Raw genomic sequence first — 15,885 nt, 5'->3', positions numbered from 1 at the left:
TTCTTGTGTAAATCGACGTCTCATTTTATCTGCCTCTATTAAAAGTTAGAGGCGACAACTATCCTGACACAGGGGGACAAAGAGGTTAAGAGGGCGCTGCGCTTTAGAGAAGCCATAAGTAGGTAAGCTATTAGTAATAAATATTAAAAACTGCGCTTTTCGCGTGAGCAAGCTTTACGCCTACCGGTAAAGTTTGACGCCGTGGTTAAATTTACTTGTAGGCGAGCAAAGTTCGTAATTTCTGTGCTTTAGTCTCTTCTCATTTACTCCTCTTTTGCTTCTCTTTGTGCAATAAGGTTTTAAGTAATTTATTCACAAAGAGGTTAAGAGGGCGCTTCGCTTTAGAGAAGTAAAAATACATAATTACTATTGTTTTAATGTCTTCTCATTGACTCCTCATTTACTCCTCTTTTGCTTCTCTTTGTGCAATAAGGTTTTAAGTGATTTATTCACAAAGAGGCTAGGAGGGCGCTTCGCTTTAGATAAGCCAAAAGTAGGTAATATAAATATTAAAAACTGCGTTTTTTACGTGAGTAAGAACGGGGCCTTCTGGTGAGGTTTTACATCTCACTTTTAAAGTCCTGATAAATAAAAACCCCGATGGTACATAGTACCATCGGGGTTTTTTAATCGTTTTAGTAAACCTAAACTTTAAATTCGTCTACCGACAAGCGAAGCTCTTCGGCCAGTTTTGCTACTTCTGAACTTGAGATATTAGTTTGGTTTGCGCCTTCGGCTGTTTGCTCTGCAATGGCTACAATCGACTCAAGGCGTTCGCTAATTTCTTGTGCTACTTGTTGTTGCTCGAGTGCGGCAGTCGAAATTTCTTCACTTACATCGTGAGCTTGCGAAACCGCAAATGTAATCGAATCAAGTGCGCTACTTGCTAGGTCGGTTTGCTCAACACACGATACCGCACGTTGCTTACCTTTGCTCATAGCCGTTACTGCAGCTTCTGCGCCTGTTTGAAGAGACTCAATCATTGATTGTATCTCTTGGGTCGACTCTTGAGTTTTACTCGCTAGAGAGCGTACTTCGTCTGCTACAACAGCAAAGCCTCGGCCATATTCACCAGCACGTGCAGCTTCAATTGCGGCATTTAGTGCAAGTAGGTTCGTTTGGTCAGCTATGCCGCGTATTACATCTAAAATGCTGCCTATTGATGCGCTATCTTGATGCAGTTTATTAATTACTTGTGAGGCGTCGTCTACTTCACGTGCTAATTGCTCAATCGTGGCTTTATTGTTATTCGAAATACCTTTAACACGCTCAGCTTCTTTATCAGCATTTTTAATTTCGCTAAGTGCTTGTTGAGCGCTGTTGCTAACCGTTTGCGATGTACTGCTCATTTCGGTTGTTGCAGTGGCGGCTTGTTCAACTTGTGCTTGCTGGTTACGAATTGCTTGGCTTGATTCTGCGGTAATAGCAGATGTTTGTTCTGATGCTGCAGCTAGCTGAGTAGAGCGCGAAATAATGCCTTTAATTAGGCTGCGTAAGTTATCAATTAAGGTGTTACAACTTTTAGATAGTTCGCCAAATTCGTCTTTAGCGCTGTCGTCTAAACGTTGTGTCATGTCGCCACTGGCAACAATATCTAAAATTCGGTTAACTTCAGCAAGTGGTTTGGTAATACGGCTAACAGTAATAATAGCAATCGCTATAGCTAAAAGGGTGGCTATAATCATACCAACCCACGTCCATAAGTTTGCTGAGTCTACGTCGCTGCGCACGCCTTGTTGTAATTTAAACGCAACGTCACTTGCTTGATTAACTAATTCGTCAATTTGGTTAAGTGCCATTTTGGTGGCTTGCTCTGACTGTGCAAGCTCTGACTCTGTTAGCGTAATCGAGTCAATTAATCGTTTTTTGTTTGCGGCTAAACCACTACTACCTTTTATATTATTTTCTAAAGTATCAACATTTTCTTTTAAGCTTGAGTATAAATCGCTGTGAGTTTGCTCAATAGCCGGTTTAATTAAGGCAATGGTACGTGTAACTTCTTCTAGGTAATAGGTTTGCTCGTTTTTAACAATATCGAGAGTATTAAGCGTTTTAACGGTTAGCATATCGGTGCTGTTACTTACTACTGACATAAAGTTATTTTCTAAATTGTTTGCAGCTTGATAAGCGCGAGGGTGATTTTGCTCAAAGCCATCAATGTCAATAATATCGAGTACAACAGAATTGGCATCTTCTGCACTTAGCTCTATATTTTCTAATTGTGCTTTTAATGTTTTGTTTAATGCTAGCTGTTTGCTTTTGTCATCTAATAAGCTTTCAACTGTGCTTAAAAAGCTTAAGTAGGTTTTTTCTACATTTTGGCTACTTTGATTAAGCGTTGCATCATTTTTTACTACGTCTTGAAGTTCGCGATGAAGGGTATTGAATAACTGCTTTTGCTCAAGAACTTGTTTTTTAATGGGGGCTAGTTCATTTGCAGAAGTAGTGTAAAAACTCGCCTGAGCGGCTTTACTCATTAAAATAAATTCGGCTTGTAGTTCTGAGCTTTTATTTAGTGCTGGAAGTGATAGTTGGTTCACTTTTTGAGTGGAGCGGTCAATATTTGCAATTTTTATTAAGGAGTTACCACCAATTATTAATAATAATAGTGTGATAAATATAAAACCACCCCAAATACGTTGGCTTACTGTCAGGTTCATAAGATTTCCACTCAAAAGTACTTCAATTAAGACTTATCGGCGTTTGTACCAATAAGTTAAGTAATTAAAATCAATTACTTTAACTAATTTTAACTATTAATTGATAAATCTAACAGATGTATTGTTTTTTTTCAGTTTATTTAGACGAAAGGTGGGATTTTTCGATAATTACTTTTTTAGTACTTAGCTCCATTAGGGTCATGGTATTACCCCATACACAGCCTGTATCTAAGGCGTGAACCCGTGGATTACCTGTCCTACCTTCAAGCGCTGCCCAGTGGCCAAAAATAATATCGTGTTTAGTTTTAGCTATATTAGGATGGTTAAACCAAGGGGTTAGTGTTTGGCTATCGGTTATTGCACCCTTTGCATTAAGCTCGAGTTTGTTATCACTTGTTAAAAAGCGCATACGGGTAAAGTAGTTAACTATGTATCTAAATTTTTCAAAGTCATCAAGATTGCTTGACCACTCAATAGGGTGAGGCTGATACATGTGTTCAAAAAATGCTTTAGCATTGTTTGATTGATAACAGCTTTGTGCAAATTGCGCGTGCTTTAGAGCATAGTCAATAGACCAGTCGGGGTTTAATCCGGCATGAGATATAAAGCAGTTATGTTTTATAAGCTCTAAGGCCAATGGTTGGGTTTGTAAAAAAGCGATGTAATGCGCTAATTTTGGGCTTTCAAATATTGGGTTTAGTTTATCTTTTGGGTTGGTAGGTTTGTTAAGAAAGTAGCAGGCAACCATGTGAAGGTCGTGATTGCCTAAAGTGATGGTCATGCTATTTTGATGTTGGTAAATATAGTCTAAGCAGGCTAGGGATTCTGGCCCGCGGGCAACTATGTCGCCAACTAAATAAAGGTGATCTTTGCTTGGGTTAAAATCAACCCGTTGCAAAAGGGTGTTAAATTCACTAAAACACCCTTGTAAATCACCTATCGCATAATCTGCCATTTAAGTGCTTAATGCAAAATGTTAGGGCAAGCCAAACGAAACACATTAATAGGCGCCTGAAACTCAGAGCCAAATTCGTTGCGTAACGTGTAATGGCCTTGCATAGTGCCTACAGGTGTATCTAAAATTGCACCGCTGGTGTATTTATAGCTTTCGCCTGGGCCAATGTCTGGCATTTCGCCAACAACGCCTTCACCTTCTACTACTACTTCTTTGCCATTTGCATCGGTAATTAACCAATAGCGGCTCAGTAATTTTGCACTACATAAACTATGGTTTTTAATCGTTACTGAGTAAGCAAATACGTATTTTTCAAGCTCAGGTTGAGATTGGCCTTCTACGTAAAATGTTTCTACAGACACCTTTACAGGCGATCCAATATTACTGCTTGTTGTCATAAATCCAGTTAGCTATATCAATAAATTGTTGTAAAGATAAGCGCTCAGCACGCAGCGTTATATCAATGCCAATGCTAGTAAGCTCTTCTGCAGTTAGTAAATTACCTAAACTGTTACGCAGTGTTTTACGGCGTTGATTAAAGGCTTCTAAACACACTGTGTTTAATATTTTAACGCTTTTTGCTGTACGTTGCTCTGGCTTTTTAGGTATTAAACGTATAACCGCAGAGTCAACTTTTGGCGCTGGTTTAAAGCACTCAGGTGGTACTTCAACAACCGGTATTGCATTACAGTAGTATTGAGTCATTACGCTTAAGCGGCCAAATGTTTTACTACCTGGGCCTGCTACCATGCGTTTTACTACTTCTTTTTGAAGCATAAAGTGCATGTGCTCAATATGATCTGAAAATTCAAAAAGATGAAACAATAACGGTGTCGAAATGTTGTAAGGTAGATTACCAAACACTTTTAATTTTTTGTCATCGCGAACCAAGCTTGCAAAGTCAAACGTCATTGCATCGCCTTGGTTAACGGTTAATTTAGGACCCAAAAATGGGTGTTCAATTAATCGTTGCGCTAAATCTTTATCTAATTCAACAACCGTTAAATGGCCGCTTAATTCGGCTACTGGCTCAGTAATTGCGCCAAGGCCGGGGCCAATTTCTACTAGGTTGTCTTCTGGTTTAGGATCAATCGCAGAGACTATTTTATCGATAATAGATTCATCAAATAAAAAGTTTTGCCCAAAACGCTTACGAGCGCGGTGTCCTAAATGTACTTTATCGGTCATTGATTTTGTGCTTTTTCTTGGGCGAGCTTAATTGCTTCGCGGATCGCTAATTCAAAACTGCCAACGTCAGCTGTACCAGTCCCTGCTAAATCGAGTGCAGTACCGTGGTCAACTGATGTGCGGATAAATGGTAAACCAAGGGTAATATTTACCGATTTACCAAATCCCTTGTATTTTAGCACAGGTAATCCCTGATCGTGATACATAGCAAGCACTGCATCTGCTTCAGATAGGTATTTATCTTGAAATAAGGTATCGGCCGGTAGTGGGCCAATTAAATTCATACCTTCGCTTCTAAGTATCTCAAGCGTTGGCGTGATTGTTTCTATTTCTTCACGACCTAAATGACCATCTTCACCGGCATGCGGATTTAAGCCACACACTAAAATACGTGGTTTTTCTATACCAAACTTAGTTTGTAAGTCGTGATTTAAAATACCCGCTACTTTAGTTAAACGCTCAGGTGTAATGGCACGCGATACATACGCCAGTGGAATATGAGTGGTTACAAGTGCAACGCGTAAGCCCTCTGTTGCAAGCATCATAACTACATCAGCAGTATTTGATTGCTGCGCAAAATACTCAGTGTGCCCACTAAACGAAATACCTGCTTTGTTAATTATGCCTTTGTGAACCGGGCCTGTAACAACTGCATCGAAGGTGCCATCCATGTTTTTTTCGCTTGCTATACGCAAGGTATCTAACACGTATTGTCCGTTACCGTCGTTTAGTACGCCAAGTTCTACATCAACCCCTAAATCAACCTGATGAATATACAAGCTGCCAGCAGGTGCTGCGATGGCGGGTGCATTATCATCAAATTTAATTAAGTTTATTGTTAAGCCTAAATGTTTTGCACGCTCTTTTAATAGTTTGCCATCGGCAATCGCTATAAGTTGAACATCCCACGCTTGCTGAGCAAGCGTGAGTAGCAAATCTGGGCCAATACCAGCGGGTTCACCCGGTGTAATAGCAATTCTTAAGGTCATATTTATTGGTCTGCTGTGAAAATTTCAACGTGAGCTTGCTCGCGCATTTCTTGCTGCCAGTTAAAACTTTCTTCCTTAAATTTACGGTTAAACAACATACCGTGAGCACGGTTACGTTTAGCTAGCTCAGTTTTATCAGCTACACGTTTACCAAGTAACTGCACAATATGCCAACCAAACTGTGTTCTAAACGGTTCGCTTATTTCGTCTTGCTTAAGAGAAAGCAATGTATCTTTAAACGCAGGTACGTAGGTAGTTGGATCTGTCCAATCGTACTCGCCACCTTTAAGTGCAGAACCAGGATCTTCTGAGTACTCTTTAGCTAACTTTCCAAAGTCGGCAGTTCCTGCGCGTAAGTCTTTTGCAAAGCCTGCAAGCATAGAGCGTGCTTTTTCTTCACTTAAAATAATTGAAGGTTTAATTAGTATATGGCGTGAGCGCACTTCTGTTGTTTCTACAACTTGTAGACCACGAACGTCTTGTACTTTAATGATATGAAAACCAGCACCAGAGCGAAGAGGGCCAACAATAGCGCCTTTCTTTTGGCCTTTTACTGCTTCAGCAAAAAGCGATGGCATTTCGTTAATACCCATGTAACCAAGCTGTCCACCTTCAAGTGCTTTAGAGCCGCTTGACGATGAAATAGCAATACGCTTAAATTCTTGGCCATCGTTTAATAGCTCAATAACTTTATCTGCGCGTGTTTTTGCGCCAGCAATTTCGTCAGCGTTCGCATCGTTAGGGATATCTATTAAAATATGACCAATGTCGTACTCTTCAGCACTTTGACCTTGGGTTTCCATAATTTTTAAAAGGTTATCAACTTCTTGTTCGCTAATATAAATACGGCGATCGACGCTTGCACGTGTTACTTGCTGCGTTGTAATTTCTTTACGAATTTCTTCACGGTAAGCTTGAAAGCTTTCGCCCGAACCTTCAATAGTACGACGTAAATCGGCAATTGTACCGCCTTGCTCTTGTGCCATGCTTGCAAGAGTTTGATCGAGTTGGCTGTCTGAGATTTGTAACCCCATACGTTCAGCCATTTGTATCATAAGGGCTTGATTAACTAAACGCTCAACAGCTTGTACACGAAGAGTTTCATCTTTTGGTAATTGCTGGTTTTGTTCTTCGGCTTGCTTTTTAACACGATTAATAATGGTGTCTACTTCGCTTTTTAAAATTACGCCTTGGTTTACAACGCCAATAACTTTATCTATTTCTACTGGTGCGGCCATTGCACTTTGACAAAGGCTGGCACTTAAAACTGCTGATGTTAATAATTTTTTTAAATTCATATTCTTTTTACTACTCTTGCTGATAGTACTCTAGTTACTAAGAAAATACGGTCTACGATAGCCAAAAATACCTTGTTGTAATAATTTTTGTGCATCATAACGGCTTTTACTGCCAAGTCCTTTTAATACAAAATTCAAACTAATACCTGAATCAAAAGTTGCTTGTTCTTGGCCTATTGATTGATTTAAATCTGTTTCAATTTGGCGGTGCCCAGTAATTTGGATAGCCCAACAGCATGATTCATACTGTAATCCGCTCAATACTTCGATACTTCTGTTGTTTTCAAGATCTCGATGATAGCTTGCAATAAATTGCCATTCGTCGCTAATAGGAATACTTGTAAATACACCTGCTTGCTCGATTGTATTTCCTGAGACATCATTTGCATAGCGATGGTTCAATTGTACTAGCTGATTATTATCACCTTTATAATCAAGTGTTACATTTGACTGTACCATTTGCTTGCCATCTGTATCGTATTGAATACCTCCAGCGAGGTACCAACGGCGGTGCCAATGTAACATGGTTTGAGCTGCAAATAGTGCATTATAATTAGTGTCTGAGTTCAATCCTTGCTCTGTTGGCTTGGCGTCATCACTTAAATAAAATATTTGGCCGGCACTAAAATTAAATACTTCTTCTTGTTTTTTATCAAATAGGCGCGTTGTAGCACCTAAAGTAAACTGATTCGCTGCTGCTATGCGGTCAACACCTGAAAAGCGCACGTCTCTAAATAAACCATAATAATCGTCTTGTAGCTTGGTTGTATCAAACAAGCCAATGTCTGACTGGTCTTTATTAGGTGTATATAAATATTGAATTTGCGGCTCTAGCGTTTGTATAGCATCTTCAAAAAAGTAAGATGCGTCACGCTCAAAATTAAGCTGAGAATACAAACGTACTTTAGGAATAGTACGCGATACGGTATCGCTGTATTGCGTGCCTGTTAAGTTTCCGTTTTGCTTATAATTAGTTTGCAATAAGCTCACTTCAGATAAAAATGACCACGCATGCGTTGCGTAGTTGTAGCGGGCTTTTGGCTCTACGTGTACACGAGTTGCGCTGTCTATGGCCACTTCTGATGAATCATTAGTAAAATGGCTAATCTCCCCAGACACACTAAAATCAAAATTATCAAAACGCCAAGGCGCAGTTTGCGTAAAATTAACTTGTGGTATTGCAGTGTATGACTCTAAGTGATCGCCCAGTACTTCAAAGTTTTGTACTTTAATATCGGTGCGCCATGTATCACCCAAATGAGTAAGTGAGCCAGTACGATACAGCTGTGTATCGGTTTTACTTGCGTAATTTGAGCTTAAATCGGTGATGTAGTTATCATCGCTTACATTGGTTACATCAACGTTTGCGCGCCAGTTTTCACCCAGATAACTTTGCTGTTGCCAATGAAACATGTAGCGTTCATTCAAATCTGGCTCAGAATCATCACTATCTAAATATTCAATTCCTACTAAGCCTTCATGTTGCTCTGTTAGGTATCTAAATTCGGTTTGTAATTGCAGCCCTTTGTTAGACATATAACGAGGCGTAATAGTGGCATCAAAATTAGGTGCAATATTTAAATAGTACGGCGTAATTGTTTCAAGGCCGTATTTATCAGAGCTTGAAATAGTCGGGGTAAGTAAACCCGATTTACGGCGCTCATCCAGTGGGAATGTAAAATAAGGTAGATATAAAACCGGTGTATCGAGAATGCGTAATACGGCGTTATATGTTTCGCCCCAGCCTTCTTCGCGTGAAAGGTTTATTTCGTCAGCCTCAATTTCCCATACTGGGGTGTCACTTGGGCAAGTAGTAAAGCTTGCATTCATGAGTAATAGGCCAGACTGATTAACAGTAAGCTTTTCAGCGCCGCCTTTACCTTGTTGTTCGGTTAGGCTGTAGTCGGCGCCTAACAAACTGACTTCTGAATTATTTAAATCGGCATTTAATCCGGTGCTGTTTACTTTACTTACGTAATCTTGATAAGTAATTGGCCCCGTTGCATTTAATAAACCGCGCTGTTTGTCTATCAACGCAGTTTGTGCGGACAAACTCATCTTAAGGGTGTTAATATCAACATTGCCGGTAAATTCAGCGCTTTGAGTGCCAAGTAGCTCAACATCATCAGCTTGAATATCAACTTCACCAAGGTTAAGGCCTTCAAGTGGTTGCCAAGCTCTGGTTTGCATTGAAATGCCACAAAGGTTGTGTGCCAGTTCAGTTTCGGCAAGCGATGGTGCGCTAACTACGCTTAGCATCAATATGCCCCAGGTTTTGCTCATTTATCGACCTTAATACTGTGTGTTTAATATAATATACACATAATAAAGGAAAATAATGGCAATTACAGTAATTGACCTAATTAACTTAGTGAAAAATAGATATCTTATAAAATGACACGCTTTGAGAATTTACAACAATTTATAAACATACACCTTAATGCCAAGCCGCATACTTTAAACGCGATCACGGGTGATGCTAGCTTTCGCCGTTATTACCGTTTAAATCACGATAATAAGCATTTAATAGTGATGGACTCAGATCCAAAAAAAGTAAATAACGAACCTTACATTTCGCTAAATCAGGTGTTTGTTGAGCAAGGTTTTTTACTTCCTACTATTATTGCAAGTGATGAGAAACAAGGCTTTTTTGTTCTTAGTGATTTAGGGAGTACGCACCTAGCTGACATGCTTGATGATGCAAACCGCACCGAGCATTATCAAGCATTAATTAGTTTAAGCGCTCAATGGGCTAAAACGCCCACAGCTTCTGCTATGCAAGCGTACAACGAAGATTTTATAAAGCTAGAGCTTGATATATTTAGCCAGTGGTTAGTGAGTGACTTTATTAATGAGCCACTAAGCGCAGAGCAAAACGTAATGTGGCAAACAAGTTCAGCGCTATTAATAAAGGCCATGCTTGAGCAACCCACTGTTACTGTTCATCGCGATTACCATAGCCGTAATATTATGAACAGTAACGGCCAGTGGGCAATTATAGATTATCAAGATGCTGTACGTGGGCCGCTTTGCTACGATTTAGTATCGCTACTACGCGATTGCTATTTTAAACTGCCTCAAAAAGAGTTAACAAGCTTGCTTGATTTTGCTTATCAAGAATTTACGGCTCAAAATTTACTGGCTAACACTTCATTTGATGAGTTTAAATATTGGTTTGATTTAACCGGATTACAGCGCCACTTAAAAGCTGCGGGTATATTTTGTCGATTATATTTGCGCGACGGTAAAACAGGCTATTTAGATAATATTTTACCGACGCTTGATTATATTATTGAAGTAGCGGCAAATTACCCAGAGCTAAAAGCATTGAGTGAGTGGACAAAAAATACCATAGTGCCAAAAGTGACTGAAAAGTTAGCAAAGGAGCGCTCATGAAAGCGATGATTTTAGCTGCAGGGCGTGGGCAGAGAATGATGCCGCTCACGCAAAATATGCCAAAGCCGATGTTAAAAGTGGCAGAAAAACCACTTATTGAGCACCATATAAATAATCTTAAAGCTGCCGGCATTACCGATATTGTAATAAACCTTGCGTGGCAGGGTGATAAAATAAAAGACTACTTTAAAGATGGCAGTCAATTTGGCGTAAATATACTTTACAGCCAAGAAGTTGAAGGTGGCCTTGAAACGGCTGGCGGTATTATTGAAGCGTTACCGCTGTTGGGTGACTCGTTCATCGTAGTAAATGGCGATGTATACACCGATTATGATGTAAGTGCGCTAATGCAACTTCATTTACAACCCGGTGAGGCGCACATAGTGCTTATAGAAAACCCGCCACACAATCCAGATGGCGACTTTGCATTGAGCCATTTATCGGCCGAGAGTCAAAAATATACATTTTCAGGGATTGGCCGCTATCAGGCTGATTTTTTTAAAGGCTTAAAGCAAGGTATTCGCCCTTTAGGGCCTATTTTACGTGAAAAGCTAAATGAACATTTAGTCTCTACTGAGCTCTATATAGGGCAGTGGGATGACATTGGTACACCAGAGCGTTTAAACCAATTAAACACGCGCCTTGAGGCGTAACAACTCAATTTTTAAGAAGGCAGTATTATAGATGTGGGGAAAAATTCTCGGTTTTTGTTTTGGCTTTATGTTTGGCAAAATATTTGGTGCCATTTTAGGTTTATACCTAGGTCATTTATTTGATAAAAGCTTAAAAAATAACTTTGATAAAGCAGGCGGCTTTTCTAGCTTATTTAGTGGTGACGATGTTCACGAGCGCCAAGCTTTATTCTTTTCAAGCTGCTTTGCTGTCATGGGGCACATTGCCAAGTCGAACGGTCGAGTCAGCGAAGTACATATAAAAGCGGCTAACTTGTTTATGGATGAAATGGGCTTAAAGGGCGAAGAACGCCGCGAAGCACAACATGCATTTCAGTCAGGTAAAGAGAGCGACTTTTCACTTAAAGAAACAGTACACGATTTTAAAGAACGCTTTGCTAAACGAAACGATTTAATACAGTTATTTTTAGAAATACAAATTCAAATGGCGTTTTCTGATGGAGTGCTAGCCGAACAAGAAAAGCAATTATTAGCAGAAGTAAGTAAACAGCTAGGCATTTCTAAAACACACTTTGCATTTGTATTAAAGCGCTACCAAGCAGAGTTTAACTTTAGAAAGCAACAACAGCGCTTTAATCAGCAGCAACAAAACCAAGGTCAAAGTAGTAGTTACCGTGAAGGTTCTGGCCACCATGTACCGCCAAATAATAATATGAACCGTGCGCAAGCATTGGCGTTATTAGGCTTAAGTAGCGATGCAACGCAGCGTGATATAAAAGTAGCGTACCGTAAACTTATGTCGCAACATCATCCAGATAAATTAGTATCGCAAGGTTTACCAAAGCACATGATGGAACTGGCTGTTAAAAAGAGCCAAGATATTCAAGCTGCTTATGAGTATTTAAAAAAGTCGGCGTAAAAAGCCGTCTATTTCTTTTGTTAGGCGTGCGTGTTGATCGGGTTGATCGCGCAGGCCAAACAACTGACGTTGGCGGTAATCAAACTTTGCATTTCGGTCAACCCAGCGCTGACGATTTTTAAGGCTCATTAAAATGTCTGTGCTGTCATTTGCATAGTAAATATCAAGCAAGGCAGGTGTAACAAGTGAAGCCGTTTGGCTTAAACTTTCATTACGCTTTGTGTTAGGCAGGTAACTACTTAAACTTATAAACGCATCCAGTCTCTCATCCGGAAAATCTGCATAGTACTCCAACAACACACCCGCACTCGTGCCTTGTGCTATAACCACTATATTACTCGAATCTTCCATAGCGGTTTGATACAGCGCATTAAAGCGAGAAATGAGATTTATTTTATAGTTATCAAGTATGTCGTCAGTTACTTTTTCAATTGCATTAACGTAATGAGGTTCTTCTTTTATTTTTGCAGGCTGCGGTTGTGCGTTTGTTGTGGCCTCGGGTGATACAGGTTCCTCGGCTTTACTAGGCGTAGCTTCGGTCTCATTTGGTGTTTTTTTTGCTATTTTACTAGCTTGCCAATCAATGTCGGGTACTGTCATTGCGTAGGTGCTGTAACCTAAATTATTAAGCTCTTTGCGCAAGTAGCTCATACCTGAATTATTGGTAGGTGAAGAGTGCCAATCGGGTATAAGTATTACGATACCTCTGAAATTACTACTCATATACTCGCTGTAAAGGCTTAAAAATTCTGTTTCACCCGCCAATATAGGCTTTATTTCATCACTTGGAAGTAGTCGCTCAATGTCGCTATTTTCAATGCTTGATAGATTAGGTGGAGCAATATGTTCAGCTGCGCTGATGGGGTTAACTAAAAGTAGGGCACAGCTGAGCTGTATATAAAAAGCCCCTTTTAAAAACCGTAGAAATAGCATAACGCACCTAACTAATGACAATTAGTTAGGTATCGGCAAGGTTATCTAAAAGTTTAATGTATAGAGCGAATTAGCTAGTAAATTTGAACCTGTTAAAACTCTAATTCGGCTTCAAAAGTAAGTACTTGCTCAGTTACAGGGTGCTTTAATTGCAGCATTTGTGCATGTAATTGTAAGCGAGGAGCGGCAGCAAGTGCCTCTTTGTGGGCGTAAAGTCTATCACCTAAAATAGGATGACCAAGGCTTAACATATGCACACGTAGTTGATGCGAGCGACCAGTGATTGGGGTTAGCTCTACACGGGTTGCATTTTCTTCACGCTCAAGTATTTTGAAATGCGTAAGCGAAGGTTTTCCTCTGTCGTGATCAACCATTTGTTTTGGACGATTAGGCCAATCACAAATAAGGGGTAAATCTACTGATCCTGTTTCAGCTTCAAGTTGTCCGTATACACGTGCTATGTAACATTTAGCTGTTTCGCGCTCTTGAAACTGCATACTTAAATGTCTGTGCGCGGCTTTATTCATGGCAAGGCACAGTATGCCAGAAGTTGCCATATCTAAGCGGTGCACTATTCTCGCTGTTGGAAAAACACGATTAACACGATTAATTAAGCTGTCGGCATGTTTAGGATCTTTACCTGGGACAGTTAATAACTCACTTGGCTTATTAACTATCAGTAAGTCGTCATCCTGAAAAAGTATCGTTAAATACGGATTCATAGGGGGGTTATAGTTAACTAACACGGCCGACCTTAGTAATTTTGAAGGTCGCTATTTTAGTAGAGCAAGGGAATAGGCTCAAGTAAAAGTTTGGCTATATTGTTTTAACTAATAATCCAAGCCTTAGCTCCTTTAAAGCACTTTTATAGCTTAATTTCTTGCGCTGTTAATAGTCGATATTCACCACTGGCCAAGTTTTCATCTAGAGTAATTCCCGCAATCTGCTCGCGATGCAGCTCAACTACTTTGTTATCTACAGCGTAAAGCATACGCTTAACTTGATGATACTTTCCTTCACTTATTGATAAACGTAGGCCGTAATTAGCAAGCTTCTCTGCTATAGCTGGGCGGGTTAAATCTTTTTCGTTATGCAGCATGACGCCTGTTCGTAATTGCTCAAGGGCTTCATCGGTAATAGGCTCTTGGGTTTCGACGAGGTAGGTTTTAAATTTATTGCTTTTAGGTGCCGTAATTTTATGTGACCAATCGCCATCATTAGTAATAATAACTAACCCGGTGGTATCTATATCAAGGCGACCTGCCACATGAAAGTCGCTCATATTTGGCTCATCAAGTAAGTCAAAAACAGTTTTATGTAGCTCGTCACTGTTAGCACATACATAGCCAACAGGTTTATTTAGCATGTAATAGCGCTTACCTAAAAATACCAAAGGTGTACCTTGGTACAGTACTTCATCTTGCTGAGCTAGCTGAAAATTATGTGATGTGATTACTTCGCCATTAACGCTTACTTCTTTTCGCTTAATACTCGCGCGAGCTTGGGTACGCGGTATTTCAGCTAAGTGGCTAATAAATTTATCTAAGCGGCAAGGGAATTTCATTTTGGTTCACATTTTTAGTCGGCTACAATAGGCGCGATTATAGCCGATAGTGAAATACCATGACAGTGCACAGCACACAAATTTTAAGCCTTTACCAAGCAAAAATAAACTCGGGTGAACTATGTTTTGATGCTGCGCAGCAAAATGCAGTGGAGGCTTTAAATACGCTAAGCGAGCAACTTCAAGCTCACACATCATGGTGGCAAAAAGCGCCTTTAATAAAAGGTGTATATTTATATGGACCAGTAGGGCGTGGTAAATCCATGTTAATGGATTTATTTTATAAAAACCTACCTATTGATCAAAAGCAGCGGCTGCATTTTCATCATTTTATAGCGCAGGTGCATGCCCAACTTTCGCAGCTACAAGGTCAAAAAAATCCACTTATTTTGATTGCAAAACAGTGGGCTAAAAACATCCGCGTACTGTGTTTTGACGAGTTTTTTGTGAGCGACATTGGCGATGCCATGATTATGGCCAGATTGTTCAATGCCTTGTTTGAACAAGGTGTTGTGCTGGTGGCCACATCGAACGCAAAGCCAGAGCAACTTTATTACAACGGCCTGCAACGAGCGAGATTTTTACCTACCATCGATTTAATTAATAGCCATTGCCATATAATTAACGTGGCAGGGGAGGACGATCACCGTTTTAGATATGGAAAAAACAGTCGTCACTATTTTATTAATTTACCTAATAATGATTTTGAAAATGAGTTTTTAGCTTCTTATGCAGAGGTAACATATAGAAATACAATTAGCGTGCATGGCCGCGATTTACCTTATTTATTAAAAGCCGATAACGCCTTGATGATTGATTTTATGGCGCTATGCTCAGGCCCTCGTAGCGCTAACGATTATATGTTTTTAGCAACGCAATTTGATGTGCTATATGTAACAAACGTGCCGCAAATGGGGGTTAAAGCAACGGGTAAAGTTATTGTTCACGGTATAGAAGATAGTTATCAGCGCGAAAAACAAACGCTTGATGAGCACACCTTTGACGACGAAGCACGTCGCTTTATTGCCTTAGTAGATGAGTTTTACGATTGCCATAAATTGCTGGTAATAAATGCGCAAACCGACATTGAACATTTATATAAAGGTAAAAAGTTGAGCTTTGAATATGCACGCACGCAATCGCGCATAGTCGAAATGCAAAATTGGTAACGCTTTGGTTTGATATATTGTAGATGTGCTTGCTCATGAGGGAAGCGCAGCTTCTAATTATTAAGCCATTTTAAAAACTGCGTTTTTACACGCCAGCAAGCTGCGCGTCTTGTATCTCTCATTGATAAATGATTAGCTATCGTTTATCACATCGAAGTCAGTGAGCTTGCCTGTGCGTCTAG

14 protein-coding genes are annotated in these 15,885 nt (G+C 39.8%); 4 read left to right on the top strand and 10 right to left on the bottom strand.

Going from position 1 to position 15,885, the window contains the following annotated elements; translation table 11 throughout:
• Nucleotides 1-644: 644 nt before the first annotated feature.
• The 7 genes from I6F66_RS19840 to lptD form a co-directional block, all read right to left on the bottom strand.
• Entirely contained in the window at nucleotides 645-2,660 is a 2,016-nt protein-coding gene (locus tag I6F66_RS19840) for a methyl-accepting chemotaxis protein (protein WP_197209630.1), read from the bottom strand.
• A gap of 136 nt (nucleotides 2,661-2,796) precedes the next feature.
• Entirely contained in the window at nucleotides 2,797-3,615 is an 819-nt protein-coding gene (locus I6F66_RS19835; RefSeq protein WP_197209629.1) for a symmetrical bis(5'-nucleosyl)-tetraphosphatase, read from the bottom strand.
• An 8-nt stretch (nucleotides 3,616-3,623) separates the two neighbouring features.
• Nucleotides 3,624-4,013 (bottom strand): Co2+/Mg2+ efflux protein ApaG, encoded by a 390-nt coding sequence (gene apaG, locus I6F66_RS19830; RefSeq protein ID WP_007585091.1) that lies wholly within the window; start codon nucleotides 4,011-4,013, stop codon nucleotides 3,624-3,626.
• On the bottom strand, nucleotides 3,997-4,803 hold the full coding sequence (gene rsmA, locus I6F66_RS19825) for a 16S rRNA (adenine(1518)-N(6)/adenine(1519)-N(6))-dimethyltransferase RsmA (protein WP_197209628.1): 807 nt from the start codon (nucleotides 4,801-4,803) through the stop codon (nucleotides 3,997-3,999). The genes apaG and rsmA overlap by 17 nt, the downstream gene beginning before the upstream one ends.
• Nucleotides 4,800-5,792, bottom strand: coding sequence for a 4-hydroxythreonine-4-phosphate dehydrogenase PdxA (gene pdxA / locus I6F66_RS19820; protein WP_007585088.1), 993 nt, complete (start codon nucleotides 5,790-5,792; stop codon nucleotides 4,800-4,802). Before pdxA ends, rsmA begins: the two co-directional genes overlap by 4 nt.
• Nucleotides 5,793-5,794: 2 nt before the next feature.
• Nucleotides 5,795-7,090 carry a peptidylprolyl isomerase SurA gene (gene surA / locus I6F66_RS19815; RefSeq protein WP_007585086.1) on the bottom strand — a complete coding sequence of 432 codons (1,296 nt, stop codon included), beginning with the start codon at nucleotides 7,088-7,090 and terminating at the stop codon, nucleotides 5,795-5,797.
• A 30-nt stretch (nucleotides 7,091-7,120) separates the two neighbouring features.
• Nucleotides 7,121-9,373 carry an LPS assembly protein LptD gene (gene lptD, locus I6F66_RS19810; protein ID WP_197120188.1) on the bottom strand — a complete coding sequence of 751 codons (2,253 nt, stop codon included), beginning with the start codon at nucleotides 9,371-9,373 and terminating at the stop codon, nucleotides 7,121-7,123.
• Nucleotides 9,374-9,484: 111 nt separating this feature from the next.
• Here lptD and I6F66_RS19805 point away from each other — a divergent pair, with 111 nt between their 5' ends.
• From I6F66_RS19805 to djlA, 3 genes are read left to right on the top strand one after another with little or no spacing between them, the layout of a single operon-like run.
• On the top strand, nucleotides 9,485-10,486 hold the full coding sequence (locus tag I6F66_RS19805) for an aminoglycoside phosphotransferase family protein (RefSeq protein WP_197209627.1): 1,002 nt from the start codon (nucleotides 9,485-9,487) through the stop codon (nucleotides 10,484-10,486).
• Nucleotides 10,483-11,139: an N-acetylmuramate alpha-1-phosphate uridylyltransferase MurU gene (gene murU, locus I6F66_RS19800; RefSeq protein ID WP_197209626.1), complete on the top strand. Its 657-nt coding sequence runs from the start codon at nucleotides 10,483-10,485 to the stop codon at nucleotides 11,137-11,139. The genes I6F66_RS19805 and murU overlap by 4 nt, the downstream gene beginning before the upstream one ends.
• A 31-nt stretch (nucleotides 11,140-11,170) precedes the next feature.
• A complete protein-coding gene (gene djlA / locus I6F66_RS19795) occupies nucleotides 11,171-12,037 on the top strand; it encodes a co-chaperone DjlA (protein WP_007585079.1) in 867 nt (288 codons plus the stop codon).
• Here the strand turns inward: djlA and I6F66_RS19790 are convergent.
• The 3 genes from I6F66_RS19790 to rsuA form a co-directional block, all read right to left on the bottom strand.
• A complete protein-coding gene (locus tag I6F66_RS19790) occupies nucleotides 12,020-12,970 on the bottom strand; it encodes a DUF3530 family protein (protein ID WP_197209625.1) in 951 nt (316 codons plus the stop codon). The two genes, djlA and I6F66_RS19790, sit on opposite strands and share 18 nt — an antisense overlap.
• 92 nt (nucleotides 12,971-13,062) lie before the next feature.
• Nucleotides 13,063-13,716, bottom strand: coding sequence for a bifunctional tRNA pseudouridine(32) synthase/23S rRNA pseudouridine(746) synthase RluA (rluA, locus tag I6F66_RS19785; protein ID WP_197209624.1), 654 nt, complete (start codon nucleotides 13,714-13,716; stop codon nucleotides 13,063-13,065).
• Between the two features lie 119 nt (nucleotides 13,717-13,835).
• Nucleotides 13,836-14,534, bottom strand: coding sequence for a 16S rRNA pseudouridine(516) synthase RsuA (gene rsuA, locus I6F66_RS19780; RefSeq protein ID WP_197140368.1), 699 nt, complete (start codon nucleotides 14,532-14,534; stop codon nucleotides 13,836-13,838).
• 59 nt (nucleotides 14,535-14,593) lie between these two features.
• On the opposite strand from rsuA, the gene zapE reads away from it, so the two are divergent.
• The gene (gene zapE, locus I6F66_RS19775; RefSeq protein WP_197209623.1) at nucleotides 14,594-15,703 is read left to right on the top strand and encodes a cell division protein ZapE; all 1,110 of its coding nucleotides are present in this window, start codon (nucleotides 14,594-14,596) and stop codon (nucleotides 15,701-15,703) included.
• Nucleotides 15,704-15,885 lie beyond the last annotated feature (182 nt).

The organism is Pseudoalteromonas sp. NZS100_1, from assembly GCF_015864285.1.
In the GTDB taxonomy this organism is placed as follows: Bacteria; Pseudomonadota; Gammaproteobacteria; order Enterobacterales; family Alteromonadaceae; genus Pseudoalteromonas; species Pseudoalteromonas arctica.
The sequence above is the reverse complement of the archived record's forward strand: the minus strand, read 5'-3'. Positions and strand labels throughout refer to the sequence as shown.